13 protein-coding genes are annotated in these 16,931 nt (G+C 42.5%); 9 read left to right on the plus strand and 4 right to left on the minus strand.

Features of this window, described 5'->3' with window-relative positions; all coding sequences use genetic code 11:
* Nucleotides 1-257 precede the first annotated feature (257 nt).
* From N3A72_05105 to N3A72_05120, 4 genes are all read right to left on the minus strand, one after another.
* The gene (locus N3A72_05105; GenBank protein ID MCX7918980.1) at nucleotides 258-1,481 is read right to left on the minus strand and encodes a PQQ-like beta-propeller repeat protein; all 1,224 of its coding nucleotides are present in this window, start codon (nucleotides 1,479-1,481) and stop codon (nucleotides 258-260) included.
* A gap of 26 nt (nucleotides 1,482-1,507) precedes the next feature.
* Entirely contained in the window at nucleotides 1,508-2,755 is a 1,248-nt protein-coding gene (locus N3A72_05110; GenBank protein MCX7918981.1) for an RHS repeat-associated core domain-containing protein, read from the minus strand.
* Between the two features lie 145 nt (nucleotides 2,756-2,900).
* Nucleotides 2,901-4,289 (minus strand): tetratricopeptide repeat protein, encoded by a 1,389-nt coding sequence (locus tag N3A72_05115; GenBank protein ID MCX7918982.1) that lies wholly within the window; start codon nucleotides 4,287-4,289, stop codon nucleotides 2,901-2,903.
* Between the two features lie 70 nt (nucleotides 4,290-4,359).
* Complete coding sequence (locus tag N3A72_05120) at nucleotides 4,360-5,025, minus strand: RNA polymerase sigma factor (GenBank protein ID MCX7918983.1); 666 nt, start codon at nucleotides 5,023-5,025, stop codon at nucleotides 4,360-4,362.
* 427 nt (nucleotides 5,026-5,452) lie between these two features.
* Between N3A72_05120 and N3A72_05125 the strand changes: the two genes are divergently transcribed.
* The 9 genes from N3A72_05125 (at nucleotide 5,453) to dnaG (ending at nucleotide 16,774) form a co-directional block, all read left to right on the plus strand.
* A complete protein-coding gene (locus N3A72_05125; GenBank protein ID MCX7918984.1) occupies nucleotides 5,453-6,925 on the plus strand; it encodes a B12-binding domain-containing radical SAM protein in 1,473 nt (490 codons plus the stop codon).
* 118 nt (nucleotides 6,926-7,043) lie between these two features.
* Nucleotides 7,044-8,465, plus strand: coding sequence for a radical SAM protein (locus tag N3A72_05130; GenBank protein MCX7918985.1), 1,422 nt, complete (start codon nucleotides 7,044-7,046; stop codon nucleotides 8,463-8,465).
* A 141-nt stretch (nucleotides 8,466-8,606) separates the two neighbouring features.
* On the plus strand, nucleotides 8,607-9,851 hold the full coding sequence (locus N3A72_05135; protein ID MCX7918986.1) for a tetratricopeptide repeat protein: 1,245 nt from the start codon (nucleotides 8,607-8,609) through the stop codon (nucleotides 9,849-9,851).
* Between the two features lie 375 nt (nucleotides 9,852-10,226).
* Entirely contained in the window at nucleotides 10,227-11,333 is a 1,107-nt protein-coding gene (gene purM, locus N3A72_05140; GenBank protein ID MCX7918987.1) for a phosphoribosylformylglycinamidine cyclo-ligase, read from the plus strand.
* Nucleotides 11,334-11,401: 68 nt separating this feature from the next.
* Nucleotides 11,402-12,664: a phosphoribosylamine--glycine ligase gene (purD, locus tag N3A72_05145; GenBank protein MCX7918988.1), complete on the plus strand. Its 1,263-nt coding sequence runs from the start codon at nucleotides 11,402-11,404 to the stop codon at nucleotides 12,662-12,664.
* Nucleotides 12,665-12,763: 99 nt separating this feature from the next.
* A complete protein-coding gene (locus N3A72_05150) occupies nucleotides 12,764-13,696 on the plus strand; it encodes a 4Fe-4S binding protein (GenBank protein MCX7918989.1) in 933 nt (310 codons plus the stop codon).
* 83 nt (nucleotides 13,697-13,779) lie between these two features.
* Nucleotides 13,780-14,295, plus strand: coding sequence for a M23 family metallopeptidase (locus N3A72_05155; protein ID MCX7918990.1), 516 nt, complete (start codon nucleotides 13,780-13,782; stop codon nucleotides 14,293-14,295).
* A gap of 164 nt (nucleotides 14,296-14,459) precedes the next feature.
* Nucleotides 14,460-14,945, plus strand: coding sequence for a YaiI/YqxD family protein (locus tag N3A72_05160; GenBank protein MCX7918991.1), 486 nt, complete (start codon nucleotides 14,460-14,462; stop codon nucleotides 14,943-14,945).
* 20 nt (nucleotides 14,946-14,965) lie between these two features.
* Nucleotides 14,966-16,774, plus strand: a complete 1,809-nt coding sequence (gene dnaG, locus N3A72_05165; protein ID MCX7918992.1) for a DNA primase — start codon at nucleotides 14,966-14,968, stop codon at nucleotides 16,772-16,774.
* The last annotated feature ends 157 nt before the right edge of the window (nucleotides 16,775-16,931 follow it).

Here is a 16,931-nt window from a genome sequence, read left to right on the forward strand (position 1 = left end):
GTTATTATATGCTTTCATGACCCGTTTGCCGAGCGCAACAAATATAGTTTACTGTGGTCGCCAGTTCTGGATCAACATACATCCATTGGGTTAATCAATTCTCAGGATTATCCCAGGAGAGGGAACGAATTATTTCCGTCCTCCTTAGAAGTAGTTGCATGAAAAGGTATTGCTTTTTAAAGATAGCCTCAATCTGAGCTTTTATTCTTTTTTCTAAGCATAAGGATTCCATTTCTATTACCTATCTTCTCAAACGCTCAAAGATGCCAATACTCAATAGACAGAGTAGTACCAGCCTTGTTTATCCCTGCAAATAAAATACCATTAGGTGAACCATAGCTTTGCCACTTTACCGTTGAAGTATGTTTCTCATACTGGGTACAGTCGAACGCATACCTTGGTCGTCCAGTATCCGGATCTATTAGATATAACAATTTTTTGCCTGGTACGGTCAAGATTTCCTCTAAATCAGGTAAACAAATAACGTCAGCGCGGCTTGCATAATATACCGTGCTTCCGGGGAGTCTAGTCTTCCAAAGAGTCTTGCCATTTAAAACAGAAAGAGCGAGCAAATCAGCGTATTGAACATCAGGCGTGGGCTTTTTTAGTGCTACGAAGATACGTGTATTATCTCCCGTAATACCCTCGGGCATGATACGACGGCGATCTTCACGTGACCATAAAAATTCTTTTGGTGCTTCGCGGAAAACGGCTATAAACGAGCTATTTAGAGTCGATTTTTGTCGGTTCGCAATCGCTAATAATTTATATCCGTCAATTGCATTAAACATGTCTAAGCCTAACTTTGGGCTTCTTTTGATAGTAGGAGGGAGGGAAAAAACATCAACAACTTTTTTATTGAGAATATCTACACTTATTATTTCTTCGTCTGTTAGGCAATATACTGTCTCTTCAGAAATACTCATTAGGTCAACTGGACCTTTCGGCAATAATAGAGACCAGCGTATTGATCCGTCCTTTAAGTTAATGCAAGAAAAGTTTCTATCACTAGCACAATATCCTTGATGCTTGTCTAGAATAAAGCAGTCGCATTCCAAGTCTTGCCTCCATACAATCCGTTGTTCATATGGTGAAATACAAAATAAAGTCCCGGTTTCTGTAAGCATATAAAAGGTAGTATCATCCAATGATTGTACTTGATAAGCTGTGGAATTCTCGGGAATAATCCATCTCCAGACCAATTTTAAATCAGGAAGCGATATAAAAAATAGAGTGCGAATAATATGTTGGTTCAGTTGAAATACTATCATTCGCTCAGTGCTATAAAAATTTTTCTTACGCAAAAAAGGGGAAGCCCAATTTTCCCCTGCGGAAGGGAAGGTGAAGATACCTTTCTTCCACCTCGGGTCAGTTTCTGTAATAATTTGTATACCAGACCGGCGCCCACAAGCAAATACGAATATAGCTAGAACGTACAAAATCATCATCGAAATACTTATCTTATAGAAAATTTTTCCCATCTCTTAATCTCCTGGAATAAAAATAACTAAAATATGATGCCGATTACCCACTCTATCCCGTGAGCTATTTCTCCCCAAAAAGTGATGCACTCTAAATCTTCATGTTTTTTTAAGCAATCTAAATAGGCTTGTAACTCCACAGGTTCTTTCCCTGTTTTTGGGTCTTTGTGAGAATACTTACACTGACTCTCACATAGAGTACATAGGCTATCAGACCAATATTTTTTACACCAATTTTCCTTAAGTCCTTCACATATTTCATCGCGACTTGGACGCTTAACCATACCTTCAGGATCTGTGAAAGCCAACGGATTATTTTCTACATATAAATAATTTGTGTTTAATGGATGTCTAACATTTTGTATCGCTTTCCCACATCCAGTTACAATTGGATCTCTGGTTATAAATCTTCCCACCACGGGATCATACCACCTTGCATAGAAGTAATAAAGAGCAGTCTCAGGTTCCTGCTCTTTCGTGGTGAGATGATAGGTATTAGATGTAAAGGAGCCGTTTGTTGCTAACACATTGCCAAAACCTTCTTGAACGTAGTCAGCTACTTTGTTGCCGGAATTATCTATTATAAACATCACATTACCTATTTGATCATAATGATAATAGTAATCAGTATTATTTTTTCTGACGCTAATGATATGCCCAACCACTCCCGGGGCTAAGGTATACACCGCGCTGGTGCTGAATGAAGACCAATTGCTAGCTTTGTATTTCTCTAGTATTGTATTGATTCCGTCGAAGAAATATACGGTCGTGTTATTATTATACCCTTTCATCATCCGCTTGCCGAGGGCGCAATAAATGTAGTCAACCATCGCATAGCTTGGTGCATATCTCGTTGCGCGGGTCAGACGGTTCTCCCTATCGTAGGTATACAGTGCAAACGGCCCTTCTCCTTCTACACTAAAACCACCACAATTCCCATTCTGGTCATAACCATAGCTATACTCTGTATTCCCTGCATACCGATAAGTCAGCTGATTCAAATTGTTATAAGTATACCGGGTCGTCGCATTATTATACACCATCGTAGTGCGGTTCCCTACCGCATCGTACCAAACTGATCCGACCATGAGTAGTTCACTTAGCCCGAAGCGTGTCTCTTCGGAATGCCCCTGTTTTTCTGTAACCATATGGTTATTTTGTTTTTGCCCCGAAAGCGTATAACCCCAAAAATAGATTTTTAGAGCCTCTATATGTAATAGACGGGTTGAGAAGGCAAAAACCCTACAAAAAAAATAAATAAAATAAATAAACAAGGGAAATAGTTACTTTTTTTTTTCGGTTATACTCCTGAAAACCTGTTCTGCATTAACCCCGTACCATATATTTGCGCCTAATCAGAAAAAAATGAAAGATACTAGCAGCAAGATATAGTCTATCGCTTCTTGCAAGCAAGACGTCCTACTTCCGTTTCCGAGCGATTTCAGCTAGTCCGGTGTGTGCGATTTGGATACATTCCGCACAGGGTGATAACGTCAGCCCATAGCGATACCATTGTTCTGCTATCTCGAGATACCCGAGATGACGATACACTTCCGCTAAAATAATCGCATACCCATGGTCCGTAGGGACTTGATGCACTAACCATTCCGCCTGTCGTCTTGCTTCTGTAAATCGTTCGAGCTTGATTAAACATAGAATCAACTGGTACCGAGCATCATTCAGAGTCGGATCCAAACGGAGCGCTTGGGAATAGGCACTCATCGCCTGCCCATATCGGTTCAGCCGATAATAGCTTCGTCCTATTCCATAATACCCACTGGCTAACTCCGGTTCCCACGCAACGCTTCGCTGGTAACTGGTTAATGCCGCATAGTAGTCTTGCTCCTGATAATATTGATTGCCTAAACGGATAGCTTCGTACGCCAATTGTTCCCGGGTCTGCCGTGGATACCGGGTCACTTCTCTGAATGTTTCAACCCACCTGCACACTGCCGAAGTATCAATCGCAACAGGAAGTGACGGTGCTTTCTGCTGCGTCACTTCTGCTTCCGCTTGATACCCAGCTGGAATCACGACGGCACCGACGGCGTTACTCAATCGCACCCGACCGAGAACCACTGCGACCCGGGTGATCCCAGTATCGAGCACGGAAATATCATAGCTGGTACCCACCGGAATAACCACGCCGGCCGGGGTTCTTACCTGTCGGAAAGCTTGTATTTTTAGGTGCGGCTGCTGAATAAATAGCTCGCCCTGCTGGAGGAATAGACCTCCCGATTTATCTTGAGAGAGGTGGACGTAGGTATTTTCATTTATCCAAATCCGTGTGCTTCCCCCTAAATGGAGTTCTGCCTGACTCCAGCGGTTGGTGGTAAGCTGGCTACCCAGCGGGAATTTCGTCCCTTCCTGCACCGGAAGCCATTGGATACTTCCCGGTGAGAGGTAAAAAATCCCGGTACCACGAACCGCTTTTACGAGCACCAGCTGTGAGACTTGTTTAAAGTATACGGGCAGTAGGACTAGCAGGAGCATACCTACTACGACTAAAGCGGGACCCCATACCTTCCGATACATAGACCACCACGAGACCGAGGGAACAATAGGTTCTTGGGTCGCTGCCTGCACCGAAGCACGGAGCCGAACGAGTATCGCTTCTTTCTGGGCGTGGTATGGCGCAAAACTACGTCGGAATAAAGTAGTTAAGGCTTGTTCCTGAGCATAAATCTCCTGACAACGAGCACATTCCGCAAGATGCGTTTCGAGACGCTGAAGCGCGTCCGCAGCGAGTTTACCGCCACTGAATACATACCTAATCTGTTTATGCATCCGTGTACACCGTGACATCATACCTCAATCTCTCTTCCCTTAGGTTCTTGCTAATCAAGCGGAACAAATACAGAATAGCCACTCCCACAATTTACCGCTGCTCTTTTTGTTTCGCTAATAGTTTCCGTAATAATTTCCTTCCCCGATGAATCCGCATCTCTACCGTCTTCCTCGGCAAATCCATGATTGCACCAATTTCCTCCCAACTACACTCACCAAGATACCGTAAATAGAGCACCTCCTGATATTTCGCCGGTAACTGGTGGAGACATTTCAAGAAATCAAGCCGCTGCTCCTGTATGGTTTGCGGGTCACTTCCTCCCTCCAATTTCTCGATTACATAGTTAAGCTCAGATTCGGATAATTCGCTAAACACCGTTACCCTCCCTTGCACGCGGCGTTTCTCCAGCAATTCGTGGGATTGACGTAACACAATCTTGTATAACCAGCGCGGGAATTTCGCCGGTTCCCGCAGGTTGCTTAAACCCTTCCAAGCGCATGATAAAGTATTTTGCACAACGTCTTCCGCATCCGCCCGATGATGCACCCTTGCTACCGCTACACTATACATCCACCATAAATGCGGCTGGATTAGTCGATCAAAGGCAAACCGATCTCCCTTCTGACTCCGCTGGATTAATTCGATCTCCTGTCTAGAAGAAAGCGTAGGCACCACCGCACTAATCGGTATCGCTAAAATATTGGGGTTAATAATTCCGTAACCTGCTCCTCTTATATATAGACGGGAGTAGACCATATAAAACCCTACACGAAATTGCAAAACACGGAAATGGATTATATCCCAACAGTGCCTGAAAACCCTAGCGGGTAACCCAAAATTGAACCGCAAATCCCTGAAAAAAAATCTCTATCCTACTAATAAGCATTGAAACCAGAGGGAATAACTAGATATCTTAATTCCCGCAACGGTGTAACCCACATGTTGAACGCACTTATTTAAAGCTGCCAAATCATAATTATATAATATTTTATTTTTTAAGAGTAAACATTTCTTTAATTATATTTTAAAAATAGTCTAGGTAGGCTAATTATATCGGAGTTATGAGATTAATCGGTAGATGTTCCTTTCCTTGTCTAATTGGAGCGTTTCCGTGTAGAATGATAATTACTGAAATGAGTCTGAACTTAGCAAACTCCAGAGTTCGGATTTTGGACTGGTTTTTATGATAAATCGTGTATTATTAATTGTTCCGCCGACTGGATTGTATATTCGAGAAGACCGATGCCAAACGCCAATTGAACGGCTAAAAACCGTTACCGCTCGACCGCCGATAGATTTGCTATATATTGCCGCATCGCTTGAATCCGCTGGAGTTCAATGCCGGATTAAAGATTACCCGGTGCTTGGTGGAACGTGGGAATCGCTTAAACAGGATATACTGGATTTCCAGCCGGAAATGATGGTGATTAGTATAACTACGCCTTCACTCGATTCGGATATGCAAGCGTGTAACCTAGCGAAAGAGGTTAACCCGAGGCTAATCACCGTTGCGAAAGGAGCGCATTTTACGTTCCTGGATATAGCCGCGCTCGAGCAATATCCAAATCTCGATATCGTTATTCGCGGAGAATATGAACTAACGGCGAAAGAATTGGTTACTTCATCTGATTGGAGGCAAATAGCGGGAATAACATACCGGGTTAGACATCCCAAATGCCCAATGCCAACAAATATAAATGGTAATTCCGCAATCCGCAATCCGCAATCTGAAATCATGAGAAATCCGGACCGGCCGTTTCTCGAAAATCTAGATGAATTACCGTTCCCGGCGCGGCATTTGATTGATAACCGACTGTATATTCGCCCGGATACCGGTGAACCGCAGACTACGGTTATAACCAACCGTGGGTGTCCCTATACGTGCATTTTCTGTTTATCAACGCAGGTTGCCGGATTGAAATTGCGAATGCGGACACCAGAAAATATTATTGCTGAGTTACAGGAATGTGTTCATAAACATCAGATACGGAATTTCTTATTCCGTGCGGATACGTTCACGCTCAATAAACCTTGGATACTCGAATTATGCCAGAAAATTCGCGAGATGAACCTGAATATCAGTTGGGCGTGTAACAGCCGAGTTGATACTATTGATGCCGAACGGTTGCAAGCAATGAAAGATGCCGGATGCTGGCTGATTGCGTTTGGAATAGAGACCGGTAACGAACCGATGCTGGTTAACATTAAAAAACAAACGACGTTAGATCAGGCAAGAGCCGCTATCCGATTATGTAAACAATATAAGATTAAAACTAGCGTATATTTTCTTATCGGGCTTCCTTGGGAATCGAAAGAAACGTTTGCGGAATCGGTTCAGTTTGCGAAAGAACTTGATCCGGAGTTTATCGAATTTTTCTATGCGTATCCATTCCCGGGAACGGAATTTTACGAAATTGCAGTCGCTGAGAAATTATTAGCGCCGGGTGAAATTCCAAAATCCGCATATGATTCTCCAGCGATACCGAGTTTATATTTATCCATAGAAGAATTAAAACAGTTACGCACAAAAGCGCTCCGGCAGTTCTACTTTCGACCGAGTTATGTTTTCCGAACGTTAAAAAATGCGGGAACAGTTAAACAGATGGTTAATTATCTCCGTTACGGATTCAAACAATTAGCGGATTTAGCGGATTAAACTAACAACCATTTTGCTAGCAAGACACTTAGACACAAAGGCGACCAGTAAAAATAATTAAGATAGTAACTTCGCGGTATCTAAGTTATTTTCGAATCTTTGTGGTATAGAAAATTCAATGGCAAAAATCCTTTTACTCAATCCTCCAGGTGACCAGCTTTATCTCCGGGACTATTATTGCAGTCATGTTTCGAAAGCGAGATATTATTGGCATCCGTATGATTTGTTGGTGCAAAGTGGGTTCTTATCGCAAGAACATCAGGTTCATGCGCTAGATGCGAATCTGCTCAGGTTATCGGAACAAGAAACGTTCAAGCGAATTCAGCAGTTGGATATTGATACGATATTTTTCCTGACTGGAGCAGTTTCCTGGCGAGCGGATTTCGCATTTATACAGACCCTGATTTCGCAGAAACCGATGACCGTTATAGCAACCGGCGACATTCTGCTGCATCGTGGGATAGAAATGATGAACAAATATCCGTTTCTCGATGCTATCCTCCTTGATTTTACCAGCGATGCGCTCGTAAAATATTTGCATGGGGTTCATGGGAAACCGATTGATTATCTCATCTATCGTTATCACCATCAGATAATCGAAGGAAGACGGATTACCGACGAAAAAGAGTTTAGTCTTCCGCTAGCTCGATATGAATTGTTCCCATGGAAACGATATCGAATACCGCACGGGTTGCGGATGCCGTTTGCGAGTACCTTAACCAATTTCGGTTGTCCGTTCAAATGCACGTTCTGTATCGGGAGCGAAATTCCATTAAAATTACGCAAGATAGATAATGTCGTTACCGAATTAGCGTATTTGACCCAGCGGTTCGGAATTCGCGAAGCCTGGGTGAAAGATTTAACCTTTGCAGCGAATCGGAAACATGCGGTTGAGTTCTGTAACGCGATGATTGCGAGTAAACTGAACTACGGCTGGGTATGTTTATCGCGTGTGAATGTCGTGGACGAAGAGTTATTACAGTTGATGAAATCTGCCGGATGTCATACCATTCAGTTTGGTGTTGAAAGTGGCGATGAGCGGATTCTCGAAACCTATGCGAAAGGGATTCGAAAAGAGCAGGTGGTAAAAATATTTTCTTTCTGCCGGAAACTCGGCATTCGCACCTTAGCGCATTTTATGTTAGGATTACCTGGTGAAACAGAACAATCCGCATTGAAAACGATTGAGTTTGCGAAAGCAATCCAGCCGGATTTCGCGTCGTTTAACATTGCGGTCCCGCGGATGGGAACCAAGTTCCGACAGGAAGCGATTGACCATGGCTGGACGTCTGCAGAAATAGATATTCTCGATAATTCGGTTGCGTTTCCGGTTCTAGAAACGCCAACGATGCCGAAAGAAACATTATGGAAACTTCGGAACCATGCAATACGGTCGTTCCATTTACGGCCGAGTTATCTCTGGCATCGACTGGTTTCCGTTCGAACAGGGTATGAACTATGCACGTTGTTCCGTGAAGGGTTATCATTAATCGGTAGTACGCTAAAACCAGCGAAAGGAATCCCGATAGAACCGACGTAGACCGTTGGTTTAATATTTAATATAAAAACTTAAGGCAAATTTAAAAATTTAAAAATGTTACCTGCGAAAGCTTGTTTTCGCTTTGAGTCTAGGGCACTTGCTCCCTAGTATAAATACGACTAAATATGAAAGGGATAGATTATGAATAAACCAAAAATAGATGTAAGTAAATTACGTTCGATATTATTTATCTTTTTTACGATTCTATTATTGTTATCCGGTTGCGGCCGGCATAAACCGGAACGAATTATGCAGGATGCGCAAGCGGCGTTCCAGCAGCGAGATTTTGTAACGGCAATGATTAAACTGGAAGATTTCTTGCAGCGGTATCCGAACGACCCGCGAGCTGCTGAAGCGCAATATGCGCATGCGATGAGTAATATGGGGTTAGGTCGGTTCGATAAAGCAATTGAAGAATACCAGCTGGTGGTAAAAAAATATCCGGCATCAAGTGAATGGGTTATGCGAGCGGAACTAGATATCGCTTCTGCATATATTGAACTCGGAAAATTTCCGGAAGCGATTGCGCAATATGATAAGATTTTGACCACCTATAGTAGAGAGACCGATTTAGTTGCTATGGTTCGGTTCAATCGAGCGAGAGCGATGGAACAGCAGAAAAACTGGACTGCTGCGATTCAAGGATATACTGAAGTAACGAAATCCGCAGCACCGGAACGAATGCGGGCTGATGCTTATTTCCAAATAGCGAATATTTATCGGCAAACAAAACGGTTCCCGCAAGCCATCGCTACGTATAAAGCTATCCAAACCGAATTTGCGAACCGAGAACAGGTTTTATTCACTGCCTATTGGTTTATGGGGGAGACCTATAAAGAAGCAAAACAGTTCCCTGCAGCGATTGAAACCTATAAATCTATCACGGCAAAATTTGTTAAGCTTCCACGAATACAACGAGCTGAACTCGAGTCGAAAATCGCTGATTGTTATAAACAGCAGAAGAAATTTAAAGAAGCGATTGCAATATATCAATCGGTGCAGAAGCAGTATATGAACGATGCGATGGCGCAAGATTTTGCGCTCTGGGCGAATGTTGAGCTTGGGAGTATTTATAAAAACGAGTTGAAAGATATGAAATCTGCGCAAGGATATTATGATACTGCAGTAAAAGCTTATACCGAAATGATGAAAAATCCGCCGATGGGCGATGTCGGTAAATCGGCGTATGCTGCGGTTAAACTCGGTGAAATTTATGAATATCACCTGGGAGATAAAGCGAAAGCGCTCGAGACCTATAAATTTGCGGTACAGAAATATCCGAAAGCGCAATGGAGCCAATTTGCATATATCGGGGTACAGCGGCTAACTCAAAATACGGCGAAACAACCGGTTACCACTGATACCACAACTCCTAAAAAGAAATAAGAACAGCGATATATAGCCAATTAAAATATCAAGGTACGATGCTGATGATAAATCGGGGTAAACTCTCAGTTAAAAGCTAGGTCGAGGGTCGAAGTTGGTTAGCCCTGCTAAGGGCGATTGAGTTTAGCCCAGCATGGAATGCTCGGGAATTAGGTCAGGAAAACTGTTAGTTCCGTTTGTGACAGCTCAACCGATACCTGATACCCGATTCGTGTAACAAATTAGACTTCTTTTCAGGGTAAATCTGTGTTCGAACACTTCGACAGCGCTTCAGCGCACGGTTATCAACCGTATAGGGTTAAATTACATTCTACCCAACACCGGTTCCGATATGAATTTCTTATAAAGAGGAAAGTGTTATATTGAGAATCAACTATGGCATTAACATATAAATCTGCCGGGGTAGATACTGCGGCGAAAAACCTCCTATTAACCCGAATAAAAAAATATGCACGAACAACCTTCACTTCCGGAGTAGTTAGCGATCTCGGTTTATTCGGCGGACTTTTTTCAATCGATGCAACTACATATCAGAAACCGATTCTGGTTAGTAGTGTTGATGGAGTTGGAACCAAACTCAAACTTGCGTTCATGATGGATAAACATGATACTGTTGGACTCGATATTGTTTCTCATTGCGTTAATGATATTCTGGTTCAAGGGGCACGTCCGCTATTTTTTATGGATTATATCGCTACCGGGAAACTCGACCTAAAAACATTAGAATCAGTTATAAAAGGCATCGCGGTCGGATGCAAACGAGCGGGTTGTGCACTAATCGGTGGTGAGACAGCAGAAATGCCAGGGTTCTATCCGCCAGGTGAATATGATTTAGTCGGGTTTATTGTTGGGGTTGTTGAACGAAATAAAATAATAGATGGGAAACATATCCAGCCGGGTGATAAAGTTATCGGACTTGACAGCTCAGGACTGCATACGAACGGATTTTCGCTTGCACGTAAACTTATTTTTGAACTTGCAAAATATAAACCTAATGATTATATCGAATCGCTCGGAACGACTATCGGAGAAGCGCTTTTAACCCCGCATAAATGCTATGCAACTTCAATCTTATCAATCATCTATCCGGAAAAACTCAATACAAAGAAAAAATCTAATTCCCGCCTTAACAGAAATGACGCTATTGATACGAAATCGAGAACATCTTCCATAATTAAAGGGATGGCGCATATAACTGGTGGCGGGTTCTATGATAATATCCCGCGAATATTACCAAAAAATGTTAACGTAATTATAGATAAATCAGCTTGGGAAGTACCTGAAATATTTAGAATATTGCAGAAACTCGGGAACATTTCAGACCGGGAGATGTTCTGGACATTCAATATGGGTATCGGACTGATTCTTATCGTTTCAGAAACCAATGTAGATTTTATCATCTCAGAATTGACTAAATCAGGTGAAACTCCTCATTTAATCGGCGAAGTAAAGCAAGGGAATCGAAAGGTTATTATCTCGTAATAGTGGAGAGGTATGAGAATTGAACCGTTCAATTCTCATCCAACTCCACTATCTCTTTCATAAAACCTATGAAAATTCTAGTTATCGGCAGTGGTGGGAGAGAGCATGCAATACTTTGGAAGTTAGCTCAATCCCGTCAAGTAACTAAACTTTATTCTATTCCTGGGAACGCTGGAATATCGGAACTCGCAGAATGCGTTAATATCAGTTTAAAACCTAATTTTGACCAGGTAGCAGAATTTGTCGTTAAGAATGGAATAGATTTAACGGTTGTCGGACCGGAAGCGCCGTTAGTCGATGGGATAGTCGATTATTTCCAAGCTCGGGGATTAGCAATCTTCGGTCCATCGAGAACCGCTGCGCAACTTGAGGGGAGTAAAGTCTGGGCAAAACAGTTTATGACTCGGCATGGGTTGCCGACCGCTAACTATAATATTTTCAATAATCGGAACGAAGCAGTGAAATATGTTGGAAACATCCCGATGCCGGCCGTAGTTAAAGCGGATGGATTGGCTGCTGGAAAGGGAGTTCTCGTCTGTAAAACGCTAGATGAAGCGGTCGCAGCAATCGACCTGATTATGTCAGAGAGAGCGTTTGGTGCGGCTGGCGACCGAATCATCATCGAAGATTGCCTAGTTGGAAAAGAAGTTTCGATGCTCGCGTTCACCGATGGGACAACGGTTGTTCCGATGGTAACTGCGCAGGATTATAAACGCGCGCTTGATAATGATGAAGGGTTGAATACCGGCGGGATGGGCTCGATTTCGCCATCACCGAATGTTACCCCGAATTTAGCGAAAAAGATATATGAGACAGTTCTTGTTCCAACAATCCAAGGGTTGAATAGAGATGGAATTCGGTATGTTGGGATACTCTACGCCGGATTAATGGTAGTCGATGGAGAACCGTATATTTTAGAATACAACTGCCGGTTCGGCGACCCGGAAACGCAGGTTATCCTGCCGCGACTAAAAACCGATTTGGTTGATATCATTCAAGCATGTTTAGCGAATAAACTAAATGAAATGAATATCGAATGGGATGACCGTGCAGCGGTATGTGTTGTTCTTGCTTCAGGGGGGTATCCGGGTAAATATGAGACCGGCTATGAAATTTTTGGGGTGAATACATTAAACCAAAATGATGAGTTATTCGTCTATCATGCAGGGACGAGGTTTGAAAAAGGAAAAATGGTAACCTCTGGGGGTAGAGTTCTCAATATCGTTGCCTTAGATAAGAATATTGCAGATGCAAGGGAAAAGGTATATCAAGCGATTACTTCGCTTGAGTTTAAGGATAAACATTATCGAACGGATATCGGGAAAATCTAACCGATAACCAGGTGTGTGCTAAAGGGAAAAAACGCAAAAGATGTAAAGAAATTATTTAACTTTTTAACCTCGTTACGCTGAATTCGCGGATAAAGAACTATGGCTTTAAAAAGAAAAGGGTATCATCGGTTACGACGGACGGTGCAGACGTTCTCGGTTTTCGCATTGAACCCGTTTTTTTTCCAATATCAGCAGCTCTGCGTGCCGGTATTAAACTGCTGGAGTTGTCCAGGCGCAGCGTTTTCTTGTCCAATTGGTGCTATTGGTCAATTCCTCGCTCGAGGATTGGTTCCGTTCATCGTTATCGGTATCATTCTACTCATTGGCGCCTTTCTCGGGAGGATGTTATGCGGTTGGATTTGCCCTTTTGGTTTCCTACAGGAACTATTGCATAAAATCCCATCGAAAAAATGGTCGCTCCCGGATTGGAGTAAACATATTAAATATGGGGTGTTAATTATTCTAGTTCTGCTGATTCCAATATTCTTTGGAACAGATAAAGGAACAACGTTAACCGCGCCATCAAATTTTTACTATTGCACATTCTGCCCAGCAGGAACATTAGAAGCTTATATCCCGAATAAACTCGGGTTAGGGCAGAACCTGCAGGGAACTGCCGTTATAACTACAACAGACAGTGAAAGTAACAATCCGACCACGCATGTCTGGAATTTTTATGGTAACATTCGGCTCGGGTTACTCGGTATATTCTTATTAAGTTTCGTTGCCTGGAACCGACCATTCTGCCGAGTATTCTGTCCGCTCGGTGCGATGTTCGCTCTATTCAATCGGTTTAGTTTTTATCAGATGAGAGTTCGCGCGGAGAAATGCACTTCCTGTTATACTTGCAAAGACCTTTGTCCGGTAGACCATGAGATTTTCCGAGACCAATCCAGCCCGGAATGTATCCGATGTCTTGAATGTACCGCCTGCGCGCATAATGCGGTTAACTCCAAAGAACAACCGACACTTGAATCCGTTCCTGCTGCAGAATCAGAATCTGCAACGGTTCCGCCAATGAATATTAGGTAAACTTGATAATTTTACCCAGCTTGCTGGGCGGAGGTTCATTTTGCAATGTATCTTATTCTCTATGCTGTGCTAAACTATTTCGGATGAAATGGAAACCTAGGATTGGAATCTTAATCTCGCTAATCTATCTTGTCGTTATAGTCGGGTGTGCACATACTCCGAAACATAAACCGAGCTCAACTCAACCGCAAAAACCATACGTAGTTAAACCGAAAGAAGCGGTATCAGCATATGGGTTCATCTGGCCAGTTGAAGGTGAAGTACTCTCTTTTTTCGGGGAACGGAGCGGGAGAATCCATCAGGGGATTGATATCGCTGCGAAAAAAGGAACGAAAATCTATGCGGCAATGTCTGGGAAAGTGATCTATAGCGATAATGAACTCGGTCGGTATGGGAATATGATCATTATTGAGCATAAAAAAGGGTTTTCGACCGTTTATGCGCATAATGCAAAGAATTTGGTTAGAAAGGGTAAACAGGTTAAACGCGGGCAGGTGATTGCGCTCGTCGGGCAGACTGGGAACGCGACCGGCCCGCATCTGCATTTCGAAATCCGAAAAGGGAAGGAACCGGTGAATCCGCTTCTCTACTTACCGTAGAAAAGCGAATTAATACCAAATGCCAAAATCCAAAAGTTACATTATAAACATAGAAGTGTTTATTAGGCATTTAAACATTCGGACTTGATTTGGTATTTGATTGTAGTATTTAGCGTTAGATTTGTGCAAGTCGGTTTCGTTTGACCAATGTTAATCAATGTATTATGAAAATAATTGTCGATGCTGATGCTTGTCCGGTGAAAGAGATTATTGTCAACGTTGCGACAGAAGCGCAGGTAGATGTGGTTATGGTCTGCAGTTATGCGCATTTTTTAGAACCGCAGGATAACGTTCAGATCGTTCAGGTTGATCAGGAACCGCAAGCTGCGGATATCGCGATCATCAATCGAACAGAAAAATCTGATATTATCGTAACGCAAGATTATGGGTTAGCGGCGCTGGTGCTTGGAAAAGGAGCGTATGCGATATCGCCACGCGGTAAAATTTATACTGAAGAGAAAATAGACGGTATGTTAGCAGAACGGCATATTCAACTAAAATATCGTCAATCCGGCGGAAGAACGAAAGGACCAACGCCGCATTCTGAAAAAGATAATCGAAATTTTGAGAACAATTTAAAACGATTGATTACCACGATTAAACGGCAAAATTCTAGCGATTGCAATCTGGGTAATTGGTTTAAAAAATAATCTGTGGAATCATTTCTATTATGGAGAAGTTTACCCAAGAGTTTATTGACCGCGTCCGGGATGCAGTGGATATCGTGGAGATAATTTCCGAATATGTTACATTAAAACCTGCAGGACGCAATCATAAAGGATTATGTCCGTTCCATAGCGAGAAAACCCCATCGTTTATGGTGCATCGGGAGAAACAGATATTCCATTGTTTCGGTTGCGGGGTTGGCGGGAATGTTTTTACCTTCCTGCAGAAACAGAATAATCTGACGTTCAATCAAGCGGTGCGGTTTCTTGCGGAACGAGCGGGGATTCCGGTGGTAACGCAAAAGGTTTCAGAAGAAGAAGATAAAGCGGCGAAAGATAAAGAGGCAATATATACGCTCAATAAACTTGCCATGGAATATTATCATCGCGTGTTGTTTTCTCCACAAGGTGAATCTGCAAGAAAATATCTTATTGAATCACGAAACCTAACGGTAGAAACGATAAAAAATTTCAAACTCGGCTATGCGCTTCCTGGGTGGGATAATCTGATAACTGCAGCAACGAAAAAGAAATATTCTACCGCTATTTTAGAAAAAGCAGGATTGATTATCCCGCGAGAAGCAACCGCTGATACCAGGGGATATTATGACCGATTCCGAGACCAGATAATTTTCCCGATTATGGATGCACAAGAACGAGTTATCGGGTTCGGTGGTCGAGTGCTAGATAACCGGCTCCCGAAATATCTCAATTCACCGGAAACCGTGGTGTTTCGGAAAAGCTATTGTTTATATGGATTACCGCTAGCAATGCAAGCGATTCGCGAATCCGGTTATGCGATTCTTGTTGAAGGATATATGGATTGTATTCGCGCACATCAAGCTGGAATAACCCATACTATCGCCACGCTGGGAACATCGTTAACCACAGACCAAGCGCGGTTATTACGCCGGTATACTCAGGAAGTCGTCTTGGTTTATGATACCGACCCAGCAGGAATCGCGGCTTCATTACGTGGACTAGAGCAGTTGATATCAGTTGGATTGGGGGTGAAAGTTGTAGCGTTACCGGTGGGAAAAGACCCGGATGAGTTTATTGCTAACCAAGGGAAAGAGAAATTTCTCGAACTCATCCATCAGGCGAAACGACCGATATCATTTGCGATTGAGGTTGCTATCCAGCAATATGGGATTAAAACAATTGATGCGCAGGTGCAAGTGGTGAATAGTATTCTTCCACTGATTGTACGGATTCCACAACCGGTTGAACAGGATTTATATTTGAAACAGCTCGCTGAATCAGTTCGACTTGATATTCTAGCGGTAAAAACTCAGTTTAATCGGATTAAACGCGGGAAAACCGCTATCGTCGAACAATCAGGTCAAGATAAAACCATATTGGATTTAGCACGGGAAAGTAGTTATCGCGTTGAAAAAGATATATTAGCATTGTTATTAGAGAAACCAGACCTGATTGCTATAGCAAAAGAACAGTTGACTCCGCAAGATTTCATCCGACCGGAATATCAAGCAATCGTGGCGATTTTATTAAATTTTCCTGATGGGAAACCGGATAAGCTAGCGCTAGGTCAGTATCTGTTAACCGCATTGCCGGAAGAACCCTATCCGCAGTTAATATCCGAACTTGAATTGCAAGAAGTGAATTATCCTGATGTGAATATAGCATTATCAGATTTCATAAAAAAAATACTGTTGCGCAAACGGAAAATGCAATTGAAAGAACTGCAAGAAAATCTTAAACAAGCGGAGTTAGCGGGGAATATGGAGCAGGTTAAACAGTTACAATCGGAAATTATAGAAATCTCATCGACCATTATGAACCTGATCCACTAACTCGTTTAATATCAAGCGTTTAATTTCTCAGCGAGCAAGATGAATGTGAGGTCAGCTATGCTATTATGAAATAATAATTTCAATATATACCGCTGGGATAACGATGTGAAGCCCAGATGCGGTAAGTTATATTGTTAAAGTATAACAAATTGTGATA

Source organism: bacterium (genome assembly GCA_026416715.1).
In the GTDB taxonomy this organism is placed as follows: domain Bacteria; phylum UBP4; class UBA4092; order JAOAEQ01; family JAOAEQ01; genus JAOAEQ01.

Bases quoted from the DNA above. Each gene is read 5' to 3' on its own strand.
- N3A72_05105 (MCX7918980.1), bottom strand. From the start codon at position 1,481: ATGGGAAAAATTTTCTATAAGATAAGTATTTCGATGATGATTTTGTAC.
- N3A72_05115 (MCX7918982.1), bottom strand. From the start codon at position 4,289: ATGATGTCACGGTGTACACGGATGCATAAACAGATTAGGTATGTATTC.
- N3A72_05120 (MCX7918983.1), bottom strand. From the start codon at position 5,025: ATGGTCTACTCCCGTCTATATATAAGAGGAGCAGGTTACGGAATTATT.
- N3A72_05125 (MCX7918984.1), top strand. From the start codon at position 5,453: ATGATAAATCGTGTATTATTAATTGTTCCGCCGACTGGATTGTATATT.
- N3A72_05130 (MCX7918985.1), top strand. From the start codon at position 7,044: ATGGCAAAAATCCTTTTACTCAATCCTCCAGGTGACCAGCTTTATCTC.
- N3A72_05135 (MCX7918986.1), top strand. From the start codon at position 8,607: ATGAATAAACCAAAAATAGATGTAAGTAAATTACGTTCGATATTATTT.
- purM (MCX7918987.1), top strand. From the start codon at position 10,227: ATGGCATTAACATATAAATCTGCCGGGGTAGATACTGCGGCGAAAAAC.
- purD (MCX7918988.1), top strand. From the start codon at position 11,402: ATGAAAATTCTAGTTATCGGCAGTGGTGGGAGAGAGCATGCAATACTT.
- N3A72_05150 (MCX7918989.1), top strand. From the start codon at position 12,764: ATGGCTTTAAAAAGAAAAGGGTATCATCGGTTACGACGGACGGTGCAG.
- N3A72_05155 (MCX7918990.1), top strand. From the start codon at position 13,780: ATGAAATGGAAACCTAGGATTGGAATCTTAATCTCGCTAATCTATCTT.
- N3A72_05160 (MCX7918991.1), top strand. From the start codon at position 14,460: ATGAAAATAATTGTCGATGCTGATGCTTGTCCGGTGAAAGAGATTATT.
- dnaG (MCX7918992.1), top strand. From the start codon at position 14,966: ATGGAGAAGTTTACCCAAGAGTTTATTGACCGCGTCCGGGATGCAGTG.